13 protein-coding genes are annotated in these 14258 nt (G+C 66.1%); 10 read left to right on the plus strand and 3 right to left on the minus strand.

The window, feature by feature from the left end:
* Together O0880_RS22320 and O0880_RS22325 are read left to right on the plus strand one after the other, a co-directional pair.
* Positions 1-867 (plus strand): alpha/beta hydrolase, encoded by an 867-nt coding sequence (locus O0880_RS22320; RefSeq protein ID WP_071324244.1) that lies wholly within the window; start codon positions 1-3, stop codon positions 865-867.
* Positions 864-1793: an alpha/beta hydrolase gene (locus O0880_RS22325; RefSeq protein WP_289888837.1), complete on the plus strand. Its 930-nt coding sequence runs from the start codon at positions 864-866 to the stop codon at positions 1791-1793. Before O0880_RS22320 ends, O0880_RS22325 begins: the two co-directional genes overlap by 4 nt.
* A 52-nt stretch (positions 1794-1845) precedes the next feature.
* Here the strand turns inward: O0880_RS22325 and O0880_RS22330 are convergent, their stop codons facing one another.
* The gene (locus tag O0880_RS22330; RefSeq protein WP_289888838.1) at positions 1846-2382 is read right to left on the minus strand and encodes a molybdopterin-dependent oxidoreductase; all 537 of its coding nucleotides are present in this window, start codon (positions 2380-2382) and stop codon (positions 1846-1848) included.
* A 30-nt stretch (positions 2383-2412) separates the two neighbouring features.
* Positions 2413-4398, minus strand: coding sequence for a TonB-dependent receptor (locus O0880_RS22335; RefSeq protein WP_289888839.1), 1986 nt, complete (start codon positions 4396-4398; stop codon positions 2413-2415).
* 277 nt (positions 4399-4675) lie between these two features.
* Here O0880_RS22335 and O0880_RS22340 point away from each other — a divergent pair, with 277 nt between their 5' ends.
* The 8 genes from O0880_RS22340 to O0880_RS22375 all read left to right on the plus strand — a co-directional run bounded on the left by O0880_RS22340 (position 4676) and on the right by O0880_RS22375 (position 12901).
* The gene (locus O0880_RS22340) at positions 4676-5500 is read left to right on the plus strand and encodes an IclR family transcriptional regulator (RefSeq protein ID WP_289888840.1); all 825 of its coding nucleotides are present in this window, start codon (positions 4676-4678) and stop codon (positions 5498-5500) included.
* A gap of 50 nt (positions 5501-5550) precedes the next feature.
* Positions 5551-6705, plus strand: coding sequence for an acyl-CoA dehydrogenase family protein (locus tag O0880_RS22345; RefSeq protein ID WP_071324247.1), 1155 nt, complete (start codon positions 5551-5553; stop codon positions 6703-6705).
* Between the two features lie 11 nt (positions 6706-6716).
* Positions 6717-8255, plus strand: a complete 1539-nt coding sequence (locus tag O0880_RS22350; RefSeq protein ID WP_289888841.1) for an AMP-binding protein — start codon at positions 6717-6719, stop codon at positions 8253-8255.
* A gap of 105 nt (positions 8256-8360) precedes the next feature.
* Positions 8361-9527, plus strand: coding sequence for an ABC transporter substrate-binding protein (locus O0880_RS22355; RefSeq protein WP_071324249.1), 1167 nt, complete (start codon positions 8361-8363; stop codon positions 9525-9527).
* Between the two features lie 118 nt (positions 9528-9645).
* Positions 9646-10518 (plus strand): branched-chain amino acid ABC transporter permease, encoded by an 873-nt coding sequence (locus O0880_RS22360; protein WP_071324250.1) that lies wholly within the window; start codon positions 9646-9648, stop codon positions 10516-10518.
* Positions 10515-11489, plus strand: coding sequence for a branched-chain amino acid ABC transporter permease (locus O0880_RS22365; protein WP_289888842.1), 975 nt, complete (start codon positions 10515-10517; stop codon positions 11487-11489). The genes O0880_RS22360 and O0880_RS22365 overlap by 4 nt, the downstream gene beginning before the upstream one ends.
* Positions 11482-12195: an ABC transporter ATP-binding protein gene (locus O0880_RS22370; RefSeq protein WP_071324252.1), complete on the plus strand. Its 714-nt coding sequence runs from the start codon at positions 11482-11484 to the stop codon at positions 12193-12195. Before O0880_RS22365 ends, O0880_RS22370 begins: the two co-directional genes overlap by 8 nt.
* Positions 12188-12901: an ABC transporter ATP-binding protein gene (locus tag O0880_RS22375; RefSeq protein WP_289888844.1), complete on the plus strand. Its 714-nt coding sequence runs from the start codon at positions 12188-12190 to the stop codon at positions 12899-12901. The genes O0880_RS22370 and O0880_RS22375 overlap by 8 nt, the downstream gene beginning before the upstream one ends.
* On the opposite strand, the gene O0880_RS22380 is transcribed toward O0880_RS22375, so the two are convergent.
* Positions 12898-14166 carry an alpha/beta hydrolase gene (locus O0880_RS22380; protein WP_289888846.1) on the minus strand — a complete coding sequence of 423 codons (1269 nt, stop codon included), beginning with the start codon at positions 14164-14166 and terminating at the stop codon, positions 12898-12900. The genes O0880_RS22375 and O0880_RS22380 overlap by 4 nt on opposite strands.
* Positions 14167-14258 lie beyond the last annotated feature (92 nt).

Genomic DNA, 14258 nt, shown 5'->3' on the forward strand with positions numbered 1-14258 from the left:
ATGCATCAGAATGACAACAGCTACACCCACGACTACGTGCGCATCGACGGCCAGCGCCTGCATTGCGTCATCGCCGGCGAAGGAAAACCCGTGCTGCTGATCCCCGGCTGGCCGCAGACCTGGTACGCCTGGCGCCACGTGATGGCGGCCCTGGCGGCCCAGGGCTACCAGGCGATCGCCATCGACCCGCCAGGCAGCGGCCACTCCGACCGCCCGGCCGGCGGCTACGACACGGGCGCCGTGGCGGCCACCCTGCACCGCGCCATGCTGGCCCTGGGCCATGCCCAGTACGACGTGGTCGGCCACGACATCGGCATGTGGGTCGGCTATGCGCTGGCCAGCGACTTCCCGCAGGCCGTGACGAAACTGGCGCTGACGGAAGCCGTGATTCCCGGCCTGGCGCCGGCGCCGCCCATCTTCGTGGCGCCGTCCGACAACATCTTCCTGTGGCACTTCATGTTCAACCAGGTGCTGGACTTGCCGGAGATGCTCACGGCCGGCAAGGAGCGCGAATACATCCGCTTCATCCTGGACCGCTGGTCATACCGCCGCGACAAGGTGGCCGTCGACGTGTATGCGGACGCCTACGCCACGCCAGGCGCGCTGCGCTCCGGCTTCGCCTACTACCGGGCGATCCCGGAAACCATCCGGCAAAACCTGGTCCGGGCGAAAACGAGCCTGTCCATGCCCGTGCTGGCCATCGGCGCCGACCACGCCACCAACGACGCGCCGCTGCTGACCATGCAGGGCAAGGCAAAAATTCTGCAAGGCGCCATCGTCGCCGAGTGCGGCCACTTCATCATGGAAGAACAGCCGGAAGCGTTCATCGCCCACCTGCTGCCCTTCCTGGCCGGAGAGCCTGCATGAGCCTCGATCCACGCATAGCGGCGTTCCTGGCGCAGGCGAACGGTGCGCCGCAGCCCGCCTCGCTGGCGGACCTGCGGGCGGCCACGGAAACGGGCTTGCGCCAGCTGCACGGACCGCTGGAAGAGGTGGCGTCCGTCAAGGACTACATCGTGCCCGGCGAACACGCACTGGCCGTGCGCGCCTACGTGCCTGCCGGCGCGGACACAGGCAAGCCCCTGCCGGCCATCGTCTTCGCGCATGGCGGCGGCTGGTGTCTGTGCTCGCTGGAGCTGTACGACAATCCGTGCCGCGCGCTGGCCAATGCCACCGGCTGCGTGATCTTTTCCGTCGATTACCGGCTGGCGCCCGAGCACAAGTTCCCCGTGCCGCTCGATGACTTTTACCGTGCCCTGTGCTGGGTGGCGGACAAGGCGCAGGCGCTGGGCATCGACGCGAAGCGGCTGGCCGTGGGCGGCGACAGCGCGGGCGGCAATCTGGCGGCGGCCGCCGCCCTGATGGCGCGCGACCAGGCCGGACCTGCCCTGGCGCACCAGCTGCTGCTGTACCCGGCGCTCGACTTCGCCTTCGACACGGCCTCGTACCAGCGCTATGCGGAAGGCCATTCGCTGACGCGGGACGCCATGCGCTTCTGCTGGTCGGCCTACCTGAACGACCCGGCCGATGGTGCCAACCCGTATGCGGCGCCGCTGCGGGCTGGCTCGCTGAAGGACTTGCCGCCGGCGACCGTGCTGGTATGCGAATACGATCCGCTGCATGACGAGGGCGTGGCGTATGCGCGGCGCTTGCGCGATGACGGCGTGGCAGCCGCATGCGTGCAGCTCGACGGCATGATCCATGCGTCCATCCACATGCTGGGCTTGACGCCGGCGGCGCGGGGATTGTTCGATGTAGCGGGCCCGGCCATGCGAACGGCGCTGGCGGCATAAAAAACGCGCCGTGGACAGCTCCACGGCGCGTTTTTTCTCCACCAGGTGGACATCACTCCACCAGCTTGCGCACCTCGATGCCGTTCAGCCATTTCACGTGGCGGGGCCCCGTGCGGATGTCTTGCGCCGAAATCAGGGCGATCTCGCCATCGTTGTCGTCGAGGGCCTTGCCGTTTTTCTCGTAATAGACGATGACGCCCTCGCCGGCCGGCGCGTTATACAGCTCGCCCCACGAGAACACCACCGCGTAGCCATCGGTGGCCGTGGCGATGATGGCAAGCTTCTTGACGTCGTTGTGGCCGGGCGCATCGAGCACGGCCTTGTCGAGGATATCGCGCAGGCGCACGCCACGATAGCCGGTGATGGTTTCGGCCTTCTCGCCATTGTGGCGCGTGACGGCGATTTCACCGCCATTGGCCGGCGGCAGCTGGCGCAGGTCCCCCACCTTCAGGTTCAATGGCGTTTCCACCATGCCCGTCACGGCCAGCGCGTGGCTCATATTGTCGCGCGCTGGCGCCGGGTCCGCCCACGCGGGCGCCGCCGCCAGCAGCGCCGCCGAAGTGCAGGCAGCGAGTATTTTCTTCAACATGCCGTATCCTTTCATGGAACATTCAAAACATCAGAACTGGACCTGCGCATTGGCCAGCCACGTGCGTCCCGCGCTGGGAAAACCGTCGGACAGCGCGTAATTGCGGTCGCCCAGGTTCGCCACGCCCGCTTCCAGGCTCAAGGCCGGCATGGGGCGGTACACGGCCTTCAGGTTGACGGTGGTAAAACCGCCGAGTTCGAGGGTGTTCGAGACCCAGCGGCCGCTGTTCGTCTCGGCGATCGCCACCACGTCGACCTGGCGCGCCGCGTGCAGCACGGCGTGCGCCGTCAGCTTGTGGCGCGGCACGTCCGTCAGGCGGATGGTGCGATCGCTGACGTTCTTCATGTCCGTGTACGTGTAGTTGCCGCCAAAGTCCAGCCAGGCGCCGGCGCGGCCGCGCAAGCCCAGTTCCACGCCGCTGATATGCGCCCTGCCCGCGTTCTGCATCTGCGCGCGCACGCCCGCCACATTCGCCACGCTCTGGATCTTGTCCTTCACGTCGCTGTAGAACAGGGCGGCGTCAAACGCCAACCCGCGCACGCTTGCCTGGTAGCCCAGCTCATAGTTCAGCGCTTCTTCCGCGCGCAAGGCCGGGTTTTCGATATACGTGCCCAGGCGTTGCGAGTAGCGGTCCTTCAGGGTCGGCAGGCGCGACTTGCGCGCCACCGTGGCGTACACCTTCGCCTCGGGACTCATGTTGTGGAACAGGCCCGCCTGCAGGTCGGTCGCCGCCTGATTGCCCGGCAAGGTGTAGGCATTGCCGGCGCTGTAGACCGTATCGGGGCGCAGCTCGTTGCGCGACACGCCCAGCGACAGTGACGTCGCCGCATTCAGGGCGATGCTGTCTTCCGCACCCAGGGTCCACAGGGCATCCTTGTACCAGGTGGTGCGCACGCCCTTGCCATCGCGTTCCTGGTGCTCGTCCGCCTTGTAGCTGGCGACAAAGCGCAGGCTGTGCGCGGCCAGGCGGAACGATTCGAGTTCCACCGCGCCGCCATTCGTGCGGTCGTTGTAGATGCTGCGCCCGCCGCTGACGCTGCCCTGGCCGCTGGTCTTCAGCGTCGTGTAGCTGCCGTTCGTGTACGAGGTGATCTCATTGTCGTAGCTGTCGTGGTAGAGGCGCAATTTGAGGCGTTCGGCGTCGCCCAGGCGCGTCTGCGACACGAAATACACGCTTTCCTTGTTCCAGTACGGCCATTGCCAGTAGCGCGCGCCGACGGGGTTGGTCGATGGCGGCTGGCCCTTTTCGCCATGCTGCTTGTAGTAGCTGAGCGCATATTCGTCGCCCGCCTGCGCGCCGCCCGGCGTCAGCCCCACCTTGAACGACAGTTTATGATCCTTGCGGTAGGAATTGTTGCGCGTGCCGCCGTCTTCCGTGGCCGTGGGACGGAAATCGGACGACATGGGAAAGCCGTCGCTGTCGATATACGACACGCCGGCCTGCAGATACCACAGCCCCTGGTTGGTGCCGACGTTGGCCGACATCTGGCGCTCGCTGCCCGAGCCAAAACCGATGGAGGCATCGCCCTCCATCCGGGCCGTGGGCTTGCGCGACACCAGGTTGATGGCGCCGCCCAGGGTGTTGGCGCCATACGCCACGGAGCTGTAACCCTTGGCCACCTGGATGGCGGCCAGGTCGCTGGTCGTGAAGCGGTTGAAATCGACATAGCCGTCGTACGGCACGTAGACGGGAATGCCGTCGATGTACAGCGGCACCTGGCGCGCGTCGAAACCGCGGATGGCGACGGTTTTCTCATTGCGCGAATTGGTCGACAGCGACACGCCCGACAGCAGGTTCAAGGCGTCGCCCACGTTGTCGCGGTTAAAGCGCCGCATCTCGGCGCGGCTCACCTGCGATCCCACCTGCTGTGCGCTGAGTTCATCGCGCTGGCCCACCACCGTCACCGTGCCCAGCACGAATGGCGCCGCCGCCTCGTCCTTGCCCGCCGCTTGCTGCGCCTGCGCGATCTGTGCCAGCGCCAGCGCTACGGCACCCGTCATTAGCTGTTTCAACATCGTTCATTCTTCCATCTTTTCGTTATATATCGTCTTATATAGCGATATGCAAAAAAGCAGCCGCCCACAGGCAGCCGTCATCCCACAGCGCAATATACAGACGTATATAGCGATGCTCAAGCGACAAGGCGGAAAACCCCTGCGCAGGTCAATTTTTCCCGCAATTTTCATGCAGCGCAGCATTTCGCTGTGCGAACGAATGTTTCACAAAACGATTGACACGTCCGATTCGGCTAGGCAAACTGGTTTCCAGGGAGCCTGAAAAATGACCGCAAACATGAGCAATACGCCAGCCGCAACGGATCCGGAACTCATCGTCTTCAGCGACGACGAGGAAGGCAAGGACCGCCAGTTCGTCAACGCGCTGGCGCGGGGCCTGGAAGTGCTGCGCTGCTTCCGCCCCGGCGAAGTGTTCCTGTCGAACGCGGACATGGCCAAGCGCACGGCCATCCCGAAACCGACGATCTCGCGCCTGACCTACACGCTCACCAAGCTGGGCTACCTCAATTACTCGGACAGCCTGGGCAAATACCAGCTGGGCGCCGGCGTGCTGGCCCTCGGCTACCGCATGCTGTCGAACCTCGACGTGCGCAAGATGGCGCGTCCGCTGATGGAAGAACTGGCCGAACATGCGCAAGCCTCCGTTTCGCTGGGCACGCGCGACCGCCTGAGCATGGTGTATGTGGAAACCTGCCGCAGCAGCGCCAACGTCACCCTGCGCCTCGATGTCGGTTCGCGCATTCCGCTGATGACGACCGCCATGGGCAAGGCGCTGCTGTGCATCCTGCCGCAGGCCGAACGCGACTACCTGATGGACCACGCCAGGGCGCACGAGACGGAACGCTGGCCGCGCATCAAGGCAGGCATCGAACAGGGCTTCAAGGATTACCAGGACCGGGGCTTTTGCATCTCGGCCGGCGAATGGCAGAACGACGTGCACGCCGTGGGCGTGCCCATGCTGGGCGCCGACGGCGAACAGGTGATGGCCTTCAATTGCGGCGGCCCCGCCTTCCTGCTGTCGCGCGAAAAACTCGAATCCGACCTGGGACCGCGCCTGGTGGCCCTCGTCAAAACAGTGGAAAAAAACCTGGGCCGCGGTTAGACTGCGCGCCCCTCTCAATGACAGCTCCAACAACCGCGCCGAGGACCCCGATGATACGCGACGAAGAAACCCTGAACATCCTGCTCGACAGCATCGCCCGCTTCGTGCGCGAAGTGCTGGTGCCCAACGAGGCGCTGGTGGCCGAAACGGATACGATACCGCCCGCCATCGTGGCGCAGATGCGCGAACTGGGCCTGTTCGGCCTGTCGATCCCGGAAGCCTATGGCGGCCTGGAACTGAGCATGGAAGAGGAAGTGCGCGTGGCCTTCGAGATCGCCCGCACCTCGCCGGCCTTCCGTTCGCTGATCGGCACGAACAACGGCATCGGTTCGCAAGGCATCGTGATCGACGGTACGGAAGCGCAGAAACAGCATTACCTGCCCAAGCTGGCGGCCGGCGAGATCATCGGTTCGTTCGCGCTGACGGAAGCGGGGTCCGGTTCCGATGCGGCCTCGCTGCGCACGACGGCCGTGCGCGATGGCGACCATTACATCCTCAACGGCAGCAAGCGCTACATCACCAACGCCCCCGAGGCGAGCATCTTTACCGTGATGGCGCGCACGGACCCCGTCAAGCGCGGCGCCTCGGCCATTTCCGCCTTCATCGTGGAAAAGGATACGCCGGGCCTCTCGCTGGGCAAGATCGACAGGAAAATGGGCCAGCAAGGCGCGCATACCTGCGACGTCATCTTTGAAAACTGCCGCGTGCCGGCCGCGAATCTCATCGGCGGCAAGGAAGGCGTGGGTTTCAAGACGGCCATGAAAGTGCTCGACAAGGGCCGTTTGCACATCGCCGCCGTCTGCGTGGGCGCGGCCGAACGCATGCTGGCCGACGCCCTGGCGTATGCGATGGAACGCCAGCAGTTCGGCCAGCCCATCGCCGAATTCCAGCTGATCCAGGCCATGCTGGCCGACAGCAAGGCCGAGATTTACGCAGCCCGCAGCATGGTGCTCGACGCCGCGCGCCGGCGCGACAACAGGGAAGACATCTCGACGGAAGCGTCATGCTGCAAGCTGTTCGCCTCCGAAATGTGCGGCCGCGTGGCCGACCGCTCCGTGCAGATCCACGGCGGCGCGGGCTACATCAGCGAATACGCGGCCGAGCGCTTCTACCGCGACGTGCGCCTGTTCCGCATCTACGAAGGCACGACGCAGATCCAGCAGATCGTCATCGCCCGCAACATGATCAAGGCAGCGCAAAAGTAATGGAGACCGCGATGGACATTCCCGCACTGCTGGCCGGCTTGCCGGCGCGCCTGTCGGCCATCCCCGCATATTGGGCCGACCGCACGCCCGACGCGCCGGCGCTGCACGAAGGCGGCCGGCAATGGAGCTACGCCCAGCTGCGGCACGGCGTGGACAACGCCGCGCAGCTGCTGCGCGAGCTCGGCGTGCGCCCCGGCGACCGCCTGATGGTGGTGGGCGAGAACTGCGTGCTGCAGGTGGCGCTGATCTTCGCTTGCGCCAGCATCGACGCGTGGATCGTCAACGTCAATGCCCGGCTGTCGGCGCGCGAGATCGACAGCATCGCCGGCCACTGCACGGCGCGCAGGATGCTGTTCCTGGCCGGCGCCTCGCCGGAGGCGGCCGCGCATGCGGCGCGCCACGGCGCCAGCACTGTCACGGTCGACGCCATGGGCGAGCTGCTGGCGGGCGGACTGAATGAAGCCAGCATCGCCGAAGCCTGCGTGCCCGGCAACGGGCAAGTGGCGGCGCTGATCTACACCACGGGCACGACGGGCCAGGCCAAGGGCGTGATGCTGACGCACCGCAACCTGCTGTTCATCGCCGCCGTCTCCAGCACCCTGCGCGGCCTGACCAGCTCCGACCGCGCGTATGGCGTGCTGCCCATCTCGCACGTGTATGGCCTGGCCTCGGTGGCCCTGGGCACCCTGTATGCGGGCGCCGCGCTATACCTGGTGCCGCGCTTTTCCGTCGACGGCCTGCTCTCGGCCCTGAAGGACGACGCACTGACCATCGTGCAGGGCGTGCCGGCCATGTACGCGAAACTGCTGCAAACCCTGGGTGGCCCCGACACCCCGCTGCCCACGCGGCTGCGCTTTGCCTATGCGGGCGGCTCGCCGCTGGCGCCGTCGCTCAAGCGCGACGTGGAAAAACTGCTGGGCACCGCGCTGCACAATGGCTACGGCATGACGGAAAGCTCGCCCACCATCAGCCAGACGCGCCTGGAGTCGCCGCGCCCCGACGATTCCGTCGGCACGCCGATACCGGGCGTGGAAGTGCGCGTGGTCAGCTTCGAGGGCGTCGACGTGGCGCCGGGCGAGGCAGGCGAACTGTGGATGCGCGGACCGAACGTCATGGCCGGCTACTACCGCGAGCCGGCCATGACGGCGGCCGCCATGCGCGACGGCGGCTGGCTTAATACGGGCGACATGGCGCGCCAGGAAGCGGACGGCGCGCTGTTCATCGTCGGGCGCACCAAGGAGCTGATCATCCGCTCCGGCTTCAATGTCTATCCGCTGGAAGTGGAAACGGCCCTGAACGCCCATCCGTCCGTGATCCAGTCGGCCGTGGTGGGACGCACCCTGGACGACGGCAACGAGGACGTCGTCGCCTATGTCGAGCTGGACCCGCGCCAGAGCACCACGGCGGCCGAGCTGCAGGCCTGGCTGGCGCAGACGCTGTCGCCGTACAAGTGCCCGTCCGCCATCATCGTCATGGAAGCCTTGCCGGCCGCCGCCACGGGCAAGATTTTGAAGGGCCAGTTGCGGCAGATGGCGCAAGATAGGCAGTGAGTTCGAGTTGTTAGCAAGAAACCCGACAATAAAACCCAGGCGGGTAGTGTTGCCGGCGCCGATCCTGGCGCCGGCAAGCCAAGTCACATCACCGGAGGAGACACGATGAAACGCACGTACACACGCATCGCCATGGCAGCGCTGGTTGCCAGCGCCTGGCTGTCGCAGGCCAGCGCCGACGAATTCCTGGTCGGCGCGGAAATTCCCCTGACGGGCAACCTGGCGCGCGTCGGCGCCGGCATGCAGGAAGGCATCATGGTCGCGGCCGAAGTATTCAACAAGACCAACGGCAAGCACAAGGTCAAGATCGTCACCGTCGACGACGAATCGGCGCCGGCCAAGGCCATCGCCGCCGTGGAAAAGCTGGCCAGCCAGGGCGTCGTGGCCATCACGGGCGGCTACGGCTCGAACAATATCTCGCCCGCCTCGGATACGGCCAACAAGCTGGGGCTCGTCTACATCACCTCGGGCGGCGTCGACGACAGCCTGGTGGCCAGCGGACGCAAGAATTTTTTCCGCATCAATAACACGGCCGGCTACGAAAAAGCCATGCTGGGCATGCTTGCCGACGTGGGCGCGAAATCCGTCTCCATCGTGTATTCGACCAAGGACGCCACCACGGGCCTGGCGAAGGACGTGGAAAAGGCGCTGGCCGCCAGGGGCGTGAAAGTGACGACGCACTCGTTCGATCCGGCCATCACGGACTTCAAGCCCATCATCAACAAGATCAAGCTGCAGGACAAATCGGAAGTGGTGGCCATGGTCGGCTATGAAAACGACTATGTGGGCATCATCCGCGCCGCGCGCGTGCTGAAACCGAAGATCAAGGCCATGGTGGGCGTGTGGTCGCTGGCCACGCCGAAGATGGCGGCCGACTTCCCCGACCTGATGCCGAACGTCTTCGGCACGGCCCTGCTGCCCTTCCCCACGGAATTCAAGACGGCCGACGGCAAGGCGTTCAGCGACGCCTACAAGCAGCTGTACAAGAAGGAACCGGACTACCTGGGCCAGTTCGGCTACGTGCAGTCGATGCTGCTGTTCGAAGCGATCGCGCGCGCGGCCGACAAGGGCACCATCAAGAAAGGCGGCGTGGCCGAGGAAATGCGCAAGACGGACCGCGAAACCCTGATCGGCCGGGTGCAGTTCGCCGCCAACGGCGACAACCAGAACTTCGTGCACCGCATGGCGCAGCACCAGGACAAGAAAGTGGTGATCGTCTGGCCGAAGGAGCACGCCACGGGCAAGCTGGCCTACCCGGCCGTGCCCTGGTAAGCGGCAGCCTCCCGCTGCACACGCGCGTGCCCTTCCGGGCGCGCACCGATGAACGGCGGTCCTGCACTGCATGCACGCTGCGTACATGCCGCGCCAGGCCGCCTGACGGGATGACGACATGACTGAATTAATCTTGCAAGCCCTGTATTCGGGCTTGCTGCAGGGCGGCTCCTACGCCCTGATCGCACTGGGACTGGCGCTGGTCTTCGGCACCATGAAAGTGATCAACCTGGCACACGGCGAACTGGTGCTGCTGGCCGCCTACATCGCCTACAGCGTGGAATCGGGCCTGGGCCTGGGTCCCATGTTCGCCATTCCCATCGCGCTGGTGATCGTCAGCCTGACGTCCGTCGGCGTCTACCTGATCGTCAGCCGCATCAAGAAGGACCGCGAAATCAATTCGCTGATCCTGACCTACGGCATCGGCGTCATCCTCACCAATTTCATCCTGCTGGTATGGAAGGCCGACATCCGCTCCACCTCGTCGAGCTGGCTGCAGGAAGGCATCGAGATCGGCCCCTTCTTCAGCATGCGCAGCGAAGTGATTTTCTTCGGCGTCAGCCTGGTGCTGATGGCGGCCCTGTGGCGCTGGCTGGCCACCAGCTGGTATGGCCGCGCCGTGCGCGCCGTCTCCAGCAACCGCGACGCGGCCAAGCTGATGGGCATCGACCCGGGCCGCACGGAGCTGGTCTCTTTTCTGGTCGCAGGCATCCTGGCCGCCTTCGCGGGCGTGGCCCTGTTCAGCTATGGCGTGATCCAGCCGGCATACGGCGGCGCGCTGACGGTGAAAGCCTTCATCATCACGGTACTGGCCGGCATCGGCTCGATACCGGGCGTGCTGATCGCCGCCGTGCTGCTGGGCGTGGCCGAGGCGCTGACCGTCACCCTGGCCAGCTCCGCGCTGCAGGAATTGTCGGGCATGGTGCTGTTCCTGCTGGTGCTGTTCATCATGCCGAACGGCCTGTTCGGCGCACAACGGAGGCGCGGATGAAGCGTTCAACACTGATGGCCACGGCGGCCCTGCTGCTGGCCGCCTACGTCGCCGTGCCGCTGCTCCTGGGCGCCAACCAGTATGTGATGAGCATGGTGGTGGCGGCCCTGATCATCGGCGGCGTGGCGATGTCCTGGGCCCTGCTGGGCAACCTGGGTGGCATGGTCAGCTTCGGCCACGCGGCATTCTTCGGCGTGGGCGCGTATGTCTCCGCGCTGGTCACCGTGAAACTGGGCTTGCCCGTGTTTGCCGCCATGCTGCTGGGCGGCGCGGGCGCGGCCATCGCCGCCATCATCATGCTGCCCGTGCTGCGCCTGCGCGGGCCGTATTTTGCGCTGGCCATCCTCGCCTACGCCCACATCTTCCGCATCCTGGCCACGGAATGGAGTTCCGTCACGGGCGGCGCCGGCGGCATCAACAACATTCCTACCCTGCCCACCGTCTTCGGCTTCGACCTGGCCAGCAAGACGGGCGCCTACCTGGTGGTGCTGACCCTGGTCGTGTGCTGCGCCATCGCCTACAGCCGCATCCGCGCCAGCCACTACGGCATCGCCCTGCGCGCCATGCACGACAGCGAAGACGCCACGCGCGTCGTCGGCGTCAACAGCACCCTGTTGAAAGGCATGATGCTGCTGGTATCGGCCTTCATGGCGGGCCTGTTCGGCGCCTTCAACGCCCACTACATCAACTTCCTCGAGCCCGACTACGCCTTCAACAGCCTGTGGGTCACCCTGCCCATCGTGGCGGCCATCTTCGGCGGCTACCGCACCATCCTCGGTCCCGTGCTGGGCGCCGTCGTCGTGTACCTGGTGGACCAGCTCATTTTCAAATCGCTGATCCCCACCGGGCACCAGCTGGTGCTCGGCGTGCTGCTGGTGGCGATGATCGTCTTCAGCCCGAACGGCCTGCTGCCGCTGCTGCAAAAATGGCTGAAAAACGCGTTCAAAACGAAGGAGAAAACGCATGCTTGAACTCGATAATGTGTCCGTGCGCTTCGGCGGCCTGACGGCCGTCGACAGCGTCACGCTCAAGGTGGGCAGCCACGACGTGATCGGCCTGGTCGGCGCCAACGGCGCCGGCAAGACCACCCTGTTCAATGCCATTTCCGGCCTCGTGCGCCCCACCAGCGGCCATATCCGCTTCGAGGGGCGCGACATCATGGCCACGCCCATGTACCAGCGCGCGCGCCTGGGGCTGGGCCGTACCTTCCAGATCCCGCAACCGATGCATGAACTGACGGTGCGCGAAAACCTCATCGTGGCGCAGCGCTTCGGCACGGGCAAGGTGGACATGCGCCAGATCGACGAAATCCTCGACTTTACTAGCCTGGCGGGCAAGGCCGGTCGCGACGCGGCCAGCGAACTGGCGCTGACGGAGCTCAAGGCGCTGGAAGTGGCCAAGGCGCTGGCGACGAATCCGAAGCTGCTGCTGCTCGACGAAGTGCTGGCCGGGCTGGAAACGAACGGCAAGCGCCGCTTCATGGGCATGCTGAAGGACTTGCACGCGCAGTTTGGCGTCGGCATCGTCATGATCGAGCACGATATCGAAACCATCAGCAATCTGTGCCAGCGCGTGGCCGTGCTCAATTTCGGCCAGCTGATCGCCGACGGCACGCCGGACGCCGTCTTCCGCGACCCCGCCGTCATCGAAAGCTACACGGGAGCAGTTCATGCTTGAAACGACGCTGAAGATAGAGAACCTGCGCGCCGGCTATGGCGCCATCAATGTGCTGTGGGATGTCTCCCTGAACATTCAGAAGGGCAAGCTGACCACCATCATCGGCCCGAACGGGGCCGGCAAGACCACCCTGCTGCGCGCCATCATGGGCCTGCTGCCGCTGGGCGCCGGCCGCATCGCGCTCGACGGCGTGGCCATCAACGGCACGCCGACGTGGAAGATGAGCGATGCCAGGGTCACCATGATCCCCGAGGGGCGCATGACGTTTCGCGACATGAGCGTGGAAGAAAACCTGATCATGGGCGCCTTCCCGAAGGAGCACCGCAGCCACATGCCGGCACGCCTGGCCGAAGCCTACGCCATGTTTCCGCGCCTGCACGAGCGGCGCCGGCAGCTGGCAGGCTCGCTGTCGGGCGGCGAGGCGCAGATGCTGGCGATGGCGCGCGGGCTGATGTCGGACCCGTCGCTGCTGATCATCGACGAGCCGTCGCTGGGCCTGGCGCCGCTGGTGGTCAACGAACTGTTCGAGATCCTCGCGCGCCTGAACGACGGCCGTCGCACCATCATCCTCGTCGAGCAGAATACGGCGCGCGCCGTGGGCGTGGCCGACCACGTCTACCTGATGCAAAGCGGGAAAGTGGCGCTGTCGCAGGCGGCGTCCGAGGTCGATCTCGAGCACCTGCATGCGCTCTACTTTGCGCGCTAGTCGCCGGAAAACACCAGCCCCTGCATCCTGGCCACGCAGTCTAGGTTCAGGGGCGCGCGCGGGTCGCGCAGGAAGGCCAGCGTCAGCTGCCCGCCGCAGCGGTTGAACATGGCGCCATGCGCCTGTCCCGGAATCTGCACGAAGCGCGCATTGGGCATCGTGCGCAGCAGGCGCCGTCCCCACGCGGGCGGCGTCACTGGATCGAATTCGCCGGCCAGGATCAGCACCGGCACCTCGCTTTTCACGGCATCGTTTGCCTGCGCCGCGGCCGCTGCGACGCGCCAGGCGCCGCACATGTCGGGCGTCGCCGTGCGGCTATCCACACCGCCCAGCCCCAAGGCCGGCGATACCTGCGCGGCCATGCGCCCGGGCTGTTCAAACGGCATTTCCTCGCCACACCAGATCGACAGGCGCAGCCCCCAGTTGAAGCTGGAAGGCGCGCTGCGCAGCAATGGCAGCAGGCCTTGCGGGCGGCCTTGCGCCGCTTCGCCGATCAGGCGGGGCAAGGTGGGAATCAGCGCCGGCTGCTGCAATCCCTCGGCCAGGGCATGGACGATGTCGCGCCGGCGCAGCACGCGCCCCGGCGCCGCGATGCCGTCGCGGTCGGCGCGCGCAAGCAGCGCCACCAGGCGTCCGCGCAGGTCCGGGTAGCGCGCGTCGCACGCGGGCTCCGTCGCGCAGCCGTCGAGGACCAGGTCGATGGCGCGCTGCAGCGGCGCCGCGGCCATTTCATCGTAGTTGATGTCGGCCGGCAGCACGGAGTCGAGCACCACGCTGCGCACGCCCTCGGGATGGCGCGCCAGCACCGCCTGGGCCAGGCGGGTGCCGTACGAAAAGCCGATCACATTCCACTGTGCGATGCCGAGCAGGCGGCGCAGGTCGTCGAGGTCGTCCGCCGATTCCGCCGACGTGTAGCCATCGAGGTCGATGCCGGAGGCCGCCAGGACGGCGCGGCAGCGCTCGACCGCCTGCGTCTGCGCGGCAGGCGCCGCATCCGCCGCCCGTAGCACGTTCAATTCGGGACAGGCCAATGAAGGCTGGGCGAACTTGTTGCCGCGTCCTTCGAGCAGTATCTGGTCGCGTTCCAGCAAAAACGGATTGCCCTTGCCGCTGGTGCGCCCGTCGATGCTGCTCAGGCCTGGCCCGCCGGGCAGATACACGACGGGATCGGCTGCGGGCGCGGCCGCACTGCTACGGAAAATCATGACGGGCAAGGCGATGGCGCGGCTATCGGCCTTGCCCCGGTGCTCGGGCACGCTCAGCATGCCGCACTCTATCTTCTCGCCCGGCAGCACCGGCACCGCGCAGGCGGAGGGCGTAAAGGCCGGTTTGACGGGCAGTGTATCCGGCGCGGCGG

This window comes from Janthinobacterium sp. SUN118 (assembly GCF_030397695.1).
Lineage (GTDB): Bacteria > Pseudomonadota > Gammaproteobacteria > Burkholderiales > Burkholderiaceae_D > Janthinobacterium.

Coding starts and splice junctions, on each gene's coding strand:
- O0880_RS22325 (WP_289888837.1), top strand. CDS start 864: ATGAGCCTCGATCCACGCATAGCGGCGTTCCTGGCGCAGGCGAACGGT.
- O0880_RS22360 (WP_071324250.1), top strand. CDS start 9,646: ATGACTGAATTAATCTTGCAAGCCCTGTATTCGGGCTTGCTGCAGGGC.
- O0880_RS22375 (WP_289888844.1), top strand. CDS start 12,188: ATGCTTGAAACGACGCTGAAGATAGAGAACCTGCGCGCCGGCTATGGC.
- O0880_RS22345 (WP_071324247.1), top strand. CDS start 5,551: ATGATACGCGACGAAGAAACCCTGAACATCCTGCTCGACAGCATCGCC.
- O0880_RS22330 (WP_289888838.1), bottom strand. CDS start 2,382: ATGTTGAAGAAAATACTCGCTGCCTGCACTTCGGCGGCGCTGCTGGCG.
- O0880_RS22320 (WP_071324244.1), top strand. CDS start 1: ATGCATCAGAATGACAACAGCTACACCCACGACTACGTGCGCATCGAC.
- O0880_RS22370 (WP_071324252.1), top strand. CDS start 11,482: ATGCTTGAACTCGATAATGTGTCCGTGCGCTTCGGCGGCCTGACGGCC.
- O0880_RS22335 (WP_289888839.1), bottom strand. CDS start 4,398: ATGTTGAAACAGCTAATGACGGGTGCCGTAGCGCTGGCGCTGGCACAG.
- O0880_RS22355 (WP_071324249.1), top strand. CDS start 8,361: ATGAAACGCACGTACACACGCATCGCCATGGCAGCGCTGGTTGCCAGC.
- O0880_RS22340 (WP_289888840.1), top strand. CDS start 4,676: ATGAGCAATACGCCAGCCGCAACGGATCCGGAACTCATCGTCTTCAGC.
- O0880_RS22350 (WP_289888841.1), top strand. CDS start 6,717: ATGGACATTCCCGCACTGCTGGCCGGCTTGCCGGCGCGCCTGTCGGCC.
- O0880_RS22380 (WP_289888846.1), bottom strand. CDS start 14,166: ATGCTGAGCGTGCCCGAGCACCGGGGCAAGGCCGATAGCCGCGCCATC.
- O0880_RS22365 (WP_289888842.1), top strand. CDS start 10,515: ATGAAGCGTTCAACACTGATGGCCACGGCGGCCCTGCTGCTGGCCGCC.